8 protein-coding genes are annotated in these 6,046 nt (G+C 69.3%); all 8 read left to right on the top strand.

Features of this window, described 5'->3' with window-relative positions; all coding sequences use genetic code 11:
* Positions 1-197: hypothetical protein (locus AB0F44_RS29865; protein ID WP_357360959.1), on the top strand; the 197-nt coding region annotated here is incomplete at its 5' end.
* A 10-nt stretch (positions 198-207) separates the two neighbouring features.
* Positions 208-1,134, top strand: coding sequence for an NUDIX domain-containing protein (locus AB0F44_RS29870; protein WP_357360961.1), 927 nt, complete (start codon positions 208-210; stop codon positions 1,132-1,134).
* Between the two features lie 38 nt (positions 1,135-1,172).
* Positions 1,173-1,391 (top strand): hypothetical protein, encoded by a 219-nt coding sequence (locus AB0F44_RS29875; protein ID WP_357360963.1) that lies wholly within the window; start codon positions 1,173-1,175, stop codon positions 1,389-1,391.
* Positions 1,388-3,577: a hypothetical protein gene (locus tag AB0F44_RS29880; RefSeq protein ID WP_357360965.1), complete on the top strand. Its 2,190-nt coding sequence runs from the start codon at positions 1,388-1,390 to the stop codon at positions 3,575-3,577. The genes AB0F44_RS29875 and AB0F44_RS29880 overlap by 4 nt, the downstream gene beginning before the upstream one ends.
* 148 nt (positions 3,578-3,725) lie before the next feature.
* The gene (locus AB0F44_RS29885) at positions 3,726-4,034 is read left to right on the top strand and encodes a hypothetical protein (protein ID WP_357360967.1); all 309 of its coding nucleotides are present in this window, start codon (positions 3,726-3,728) and stop codon (positions 4,032-4,034) included.
* A gap of 111 nt (positions 4,035-4,145) precedes the next feature.
* Positions 4,146-5,153 carry a helix-turn-helix domain-containing protein gene (locus AB0F44_RS29890; RefSeq protein WP_357360968.1) on the top strand — a complete coding sequence of 336 codons (1,008 nt, stop codon included), beginning with the start codon at positions 4,146-4,148 and terminating at the stop codon, positions 5,151-5,153.
* The gene (locus tag AB0F44_RS29895; protein ID WP_357360970.1) at positions 5,153-5,422 is read left to right on the top strand and encodes a hypothetical protein; all 270 of its coding nucleotides are present in this window, start codon (positions 5,153-5,155) and stop codon (positions 5,420-5,422) included. The genes AB0F44_RS29890 and AB0F44_RS29895 overlap by 1 nt, the downstream gene beginning before the upstream one ends.
* A partial coding sequence (locus AB0F44_RS29900) for a bifunctional DNA primase/polymerase (RefSeq protein ID WP_357360972.1) occupies positions 5,406-6,046 on the top strand: 641 nt, incomplete at its 3' end. The genes AB0F44_RS29895 and AB0F44_RS29900, both read left to right, overlap by 17 nt.

The raw sequence follows: 6,046 nt of genomic DNA on the forward strand, positions 1-6,046 counted from the left end.
CGGGTCTGATCCACATCGAGGACCAGGCCACCGAGGCCGGGGTGATCACCCTGTGTGGCTTCGAGATCCCGGCCACCGCTGAGGCCATGTCCAGCAAGCAGCCCGCCGACCGGGCCCGGAGCCCGATCGCCCCGATGTGCGCGGCCTGTCTCGCCGCGCTGGACCACATCCGCAAGACCAACCCGAACCAGATCTGAGGAGAAACCCATGCACAAGACCAACGTCTCCGTGAGCATCAACAACGGCGTTGTCGGCATGATCGCGGGCACCGTCGTCAACTCGAGCGTCACCGTGAACGGACGCCGCGTCACCGTCCACGATGAGCCGTTCGAGATCGTCGTGCACTACGTCAGCGGCAAGGTCATCAGCTTCACCGCGGACAACGGCCGCGAGGCCAGCGCGGCGATCACCGACGCCTACGAAAACCCCCGCATCGCTTACGTCACCGTTGACGGCCAGTCCTACGGCCACGGCATCAACCCCGCCGACAAGAGGCCCGCCATGGGCCACAACGTCACGAGTGACAAGGACCTGAGCGACGTGGACCCCCGCGGGATCGACTGGACCGAGCGCCAGGAGCGCGCCGCTGTGCCGTTCGAGGTCGTTGACGGTCTCCCGATCAACCCGCGTCCCCGCCCCGACCTGATGCCGGGCAAGGGCGACCTGTGGCACTGGGGCGAGGCAGTGTGCTCGGACGCGATCGTGTTCAACCGCGACCCGTTCACCGAGGCCGTTCACCTGCTGATGATCAAGCGCGGTGACGGCCACGGCTGGGCGCTGCCCGGTGGCGGCCTGGACGAGGGCGAGAGCGCGCCCAACGGCTGCGCGCGGGAACTCGAGGAGGAGACCGGTTTCCGGCTTCACCACGGCGTGTTCGACATGCTCCCGGCCCGGGTCGTAGACGACCCCCGCGCCGGAGAGAACGCCTGGATGGTCACCATCCCCGGCATGGTCACCCTGATCAACCACCCGCTCCCCGTGGTCAGCGGGCAGGACGACGCCGACGAAGCCGCCTGGCTACGGGCCGGTTCCTGGGCCGAGTTGCAGGCCGCGATCGCTGAGCGCGGCGGCGTGGTCTTCCCTGCGCACGTCGACCTGCTTCAGGAGGCCCTGAGCCTGCTGGGCCAGCACTGATCCGTCACTGATCGAGACCTGAGGAGATCCCCCACGCCATGTCTGAGGGCCCGTGCCAGATCTGCGAGCAGCTGCGCCGCGAGCTGCACGCACAGCAGGAACGCACCGGACTGCTCGTCCGGGGCCTGGCCGCCGTCCTCGCCCTGCTTGACACAGAGCAGATCGAACCGTCCATGGCTAAGCGCCGCGTGCTCGCGATCGTGCATCACCGCCTCACCCACCTGATGACCCAGACCAACGGAAGGACCCGACGATGACTGACTACTACCCCACGAACGGGACCGCGCCGGACAGCCCGGCCGCCCTGTTCGACAACCGGATCGGCCTCGCCGAGCCCGACCAGGACGACTGCGAGGACGCTGAGCGGGTCGACGTGTTCGAGGGTGAGGTTCTGGCCGTTGTCGACCACGTCGACACCGCCACCCCGTTCACCGAGAGCGACCCGGACGACGCCGCCGAGTCGGCTGAGTCCACAGAGTCGGGCGAGCCCGAGGCCGTGACCTCTACGTTCTCCTGGGCGGCTCCTGACCGGGCGGCCGGTGAGCGTGCGCCGATCATCCCGCCGTGGCTGCGCTCTGCTGAGGCTCGCAAGGCTGCTGTGCGTCAGGCCGTGTCTGCTGCGGGCTACCACACCGCGTTCCACGCCGTCCGGACCCCGGTCTACACCGTCAAGACGCTGGGCTACTCGGTCGTGGGTTGTGGCCGGATGACCGGCCGCGTCACCCGGTGGGTACGTGCCGAACAGGGCAACTACGAGCTGCGTCAGAAGGCCGCTGAGACCAACGACGCCTACACCTGGCAGGCCCTGAACAAGATCCGTGAGCGGGAGTCGCGGGGCCGCATGTGGGGCCTGGCGATCGCCACCGCCGCCACCCTGATCGTGGTTGCGATCCTGGCCGTGACCGGGATCCTTGCGCCGGTTCTGTGGGCCGCTCTGGCCGCGCTGATCGTGGTCACCGCTCGTGCCGGCCGACCGGCCGACAAGCCGATCCTGGGCCGTGTGGCGACGGGTCGCCGGTTCACCAAGCTGACTGGTGACCTGGTCCGTAACTCTCTGGTCTCGCTGGCTGTACGGGGCATCACCGCGCCGGAGCAGATCGAGTTCTGTCACCCCGGGATCCACCGCGACGGCCCCGGATGGCTGGCCCGCGTGAACCTGCCCGAGGGTGTCACCTCGGTGAAGGTGCTAGAGCGTCGCGACGGGCTTGCTTCGGCGCTGCGGATCCCGGTCGACCAGGTCTGGCCCTCGGCCGGACCTGATCACCCCGGACAGCTCGACCTGTGGGTGGGCTACAAGCCCGCCTCCGAGATGGGGCAGCCGTCTTGGTCGCTGGCTGCTGACAACGCACGTACGTCGTTCTTCGAGCCTGGCGAGTTCAGCAGCGACGAGCGCTCCCGCCCGATCGATACGACGCTGTTTCAGCGCTCTTACCTGATCGGTGGCCAGCCCGGTTCGGGTAAGTCCTATGCCGCTCGTGCGCTGATCGCGATCGCGATGCTCGACCCGACCTGTGAGCTGAAGATTGCCGAGTTCAAGGGCACTGGTGACTTCCTCGACCTTGAGCCCCTGTGCTCGACCTACGTCGTCGGTGTCGATGATGAGGCGCTGGACCAGGGCGCTGCGATCGGGCGCTGGCTGGTGGTCGAGGCCGAGAAGCGCGGGAAGAGGATCCTCGAGGCCCGCAAGCGCGGGGAGGCCCCTCAGGGCAAGGTCACCCCAGAGTTGGCCGCCAAGCCCGGTTCGGGTCTGCACCCGGTGTGTGTGGTCATCGATGAGGCCCACGAGCTGTTCCTGTACTCCCCGGACGCGGCTAGCGACTTCGAGCGTGCGATCAAGCGTCTGCGTGCTCTGGGAATCTGCGTGATCCTGGCGACCCAGATCCCCGACAAGGCGTCCCTGCCCCCGGGTATCACCCGCTGTGTCACCAACCGCTGGTGCCTCTCGGTCGCAGGTCAGGTCGAGAACGACATGATCCTCGGCACCGGGGCCTACAAGCGCGGCCTGACCGGCACCGTCTACCGGCCCGTGTTCGACGCCGGATGGGGCTGCATGACCGGTGGAGCTTCCCCGGTGGCCGCCCGCTCTCAGTTCCCTGCCGATGAGGTCTGGGACTCGATGGTTGCCCGGGCGACCTCGCTGCGCGGAGGGCTCGCGGTGGGTGCGCCGATCGAGACCGCCCCGGCCCGCGATCTGCTGGCCGATCTGACCGAGGTCGCCGCCCCCAACGGCCAGCACTGGTCCAGCGCCGCCGAGGCCCTGACCGAGACCTGGCCCGACGCCTACACCCACCTGAGCGCCGACTCCCTGTCCGACATGGCACGCACCGCCGGACTCTCCTCGGTCGACGTGAAGATCTCCGGCACCGTCCGCAAGGGCTACCGCCGCGCCGACCTCAACAAGCTCCGCGCCGAGCGCGACGCCGAGTCCCAGAAGGAGGGGTAGCGCCGGAGGTAGCGGACCACCACCCGGTAGCGACCTCGCTACCCACCCCGCTACCCCCAATTCCCAGCCTGACCAGCACAGACGTTCGAAGGTAGCGGGTAGCGACCCGCACACCGACCACCCGAAGCCAGCCCAGGAGGCAGATTCCATGACACCGCTCGCCGTCGCTACCCTCGCGGCCCTCGCGCTCATCACGCTCGCTGCTGGGATCTACGCCACCCTGTGCCGCGAACTGCCGTTCAAGCCGTGCCGCCGCTGCCAGGGCACCGGCTCACGCACCGCCGGTGCCGTGTTTCGCAAGCTCCGGGCCTGCCGCTCCTGCCTAGGAACCGGGACCCGCCTGAGGACCGGGCGCGCGCTCTACAACCACGCCCGCCGCGTCCACACCGAGGCCACCACCACATCCCTGCCGCCCCAGCGCGACCCGAAGCGGCCGCCACACCGCCCCGGCTGGTAACCGCCTCCCACCCCTCGCACGGGCCCCACTGGCCCAGGTCCCTACCCGACCCATGCCCAAAACACTCATCTGACCAGGCAAAACACCTCCCAAAGCAGAAAGAGATTGGCCATGAACACCGCTTCCCTTCCCAAGTCCAACCGCCCCTCCGGCCTCGCCGCTGTCGGCTACGGCATGACCGCTGTGGGCTTCGTCCAGGTCGCCGTGACGATCGCTCCCCAGGTCGCCGCGATGATCCCCGCCGCCGGGTCAGCCGCTCCCGCTGTCGGTGTAGCGGTCGCGCTCGCTGCCGATGTCGTGTGGGCTGCACTGGGTCACACCACGATCCACGCCTACAAGTCCGGCCAGCTGGCCGCCGCGTACGGCTTCGGTGCTGCTACGGCGGTTGCTGTGGCCGTCTCTACGGTCCTGCTGGCCGCTGTGGGTCACATGGGCCCGTGGAGTGCGATTCCCGCGCTCGCTGCGCTGCTGCTGGTCGCTGACGGCATCCGCGACCAGGTGACCGTCTCGGCCGAGACGGCCGCGATCATCCGGGCCCGTACCGCCGAGATCCGCGACCAGCGCGCGCTTGCGGTCATCGAGGCCCGCCACGAGGCCCACATGGAGACCATCACCGGCTACCGCGAGTCAGCCCGGCTCGCCGCCCGCACTCACGCCCTGGCCGAGATCAAGGTCACCGTCGAGCGCGCCGAGAACCAGGCCGCCAAGCGCCTCACGGCTTCCGCCGAGAAGCACGCCGCCGGAGCAGACGCCTACCGCGACCTGATCGGTGCCAAGTCGACCGCTCACCCTGACACCACCCCTGACACCGAGGGTGACACCGACCCCGCCGACCACGTCTACGAGATCGCCGCCCACACCGCCTCTGTCACCCCCATGCCTGCCCTGACCGTCATCCCTGACACGACGGACGACGAGGACGACAACGACCAGGACCGCACCGGTCTGTGCGTCATCTGCGATGAGGCGCTGAGCGACGACGACGACCAGGTGCACGCCGCGTGCGCCGCCGTCGAAATGCGCTCTGCCGGTCTGCCGGTGCCCGAGGTCGCTGGCCTCCTGAAGGTCTCCGAGCGAACCGTCCAGCGCTGGACCAATAGCAAGGCCGCAGGTGCCTGATGAGCCGCCGCGTACGTCGCCGCTACGTGCAGCGTCGCCGCCACTGGTGGCGCGACTTGATCACCAGCGAGTTCTACAACGCCACCCACGCCTGGGAACTCGACGCCGAGGCCGAATCCCTGGGCTACCCAACCGAACTCGAGGAGTACGCCGCCACCCACCCGCGACCGACCTTGCAGGGCTTCATGGTCGCCCTCGCCCGACCCGACCGCCACGAACCTGACCAGCACGACACCGAGGAAGGACAGACCGATGACACAGCAGCCTGACACCCTGACAATCGCGCTCGACTACGCCGCCCGAGGCTGGCGCGTCTTCCCCCTCCTGCCCGGCTCCAAGCGGCCCGCCACCCCCAACCACCGCGCGGCCGACTGTGACGGCACCGACGCCTGGTGTCGCACCGGCCACGCCGGGTGGGAGCAGCGCGCCACCAACCGGCCGGACTGGATCACCCGCGCCTGGTCCAGCAACCCGGCCTACGGTGTCGGGATCGCGTGTGGGCCCTCGCGGCTGGTCGTGGTCGACCTCGACGCCCATAAGCCGGGCTCCGAGATCCCCGAGCCCTGGCACCGCTTCGGCATCACGACTGGTGAGGACGTGCTCGACCACCTCGCCGGAGCCCACGGCGGCACCATCACACCCACCTACACCGTGCGCACCGTCTCCGGCGGAACCCACCTCTACTACACCGCACCCGACACCTCGCGCCGGTTCGCCAACACGGCCGGAAAGGTCGGTTGGCTGATCGACACCCGCGCCCACGGCGGCTACGTCGCCGCACCCCCGACCACCATCGGTCAGGGCGCCTACACCGTGGTGGACGACCGCCCGCCGGCATCCCTGCCGATGTTCCTGCTCGACCTCCTCGGCCGCGACCAGCGACCGGCCCCGAG

Source organism: Nocardioides sp. NPDC023903 (assembly GCF_040639295.1).
Taxonomy (GTDB): Bacteria; Actinomycetota; Actinomycetes; order Propionibacteriales; family Nocardioidaceae; genus Nocardioides.